General features: G+C 54.2%; 1 protein-coding gene. It reads right to left on the bottom strand.

Features of this window, described 5'->3' with window-relative positions; translation table 11 throughout:
- Positions 1–212: helix-turn-helix domain-containing protein (locus tag A3764_RS23820; protein ID WP_330220504.1), on the bottom strand; the 212-nt coding region annotated here is incomplete at both ends.

Here is a 212-nt window from a genome sequence, read left to right as displayed (position 1 = left end):
GGAAAGCGTTTGCCATTTGCTGAATTCTTGCGCTCGATCAGTTCAGCAGCTGAGAGGCGTCCCAGGCTGCGTCGAATTGTTCTCTCATCGAGTCCATTGGCGCGCTCTGATAGAGAAGCGTTCGATGGGAACACGACAGTGAGCGTAAGTCGCTGGCTGTCCTGAATCTCACGTTCTTTGCGGGGTAGGAAGCTAATGAGCGCGGTCAGAAC

The sequence above is a fragment of the Sulfitobacter sp. HI0129 genome (assembly GCF_001635395.1).
Taxonomy (GTDB): domain Bacteria; phylum Pseudomonadota; class Alphaproteobacteria; order Rhodobacterales; family Rhodobacteraceae; genus Sulfitobacter.
Note: the sequence above shows the minus strand (reverse complement) of the source record. Positions and strands in the feature narration are given on the sequence as shown.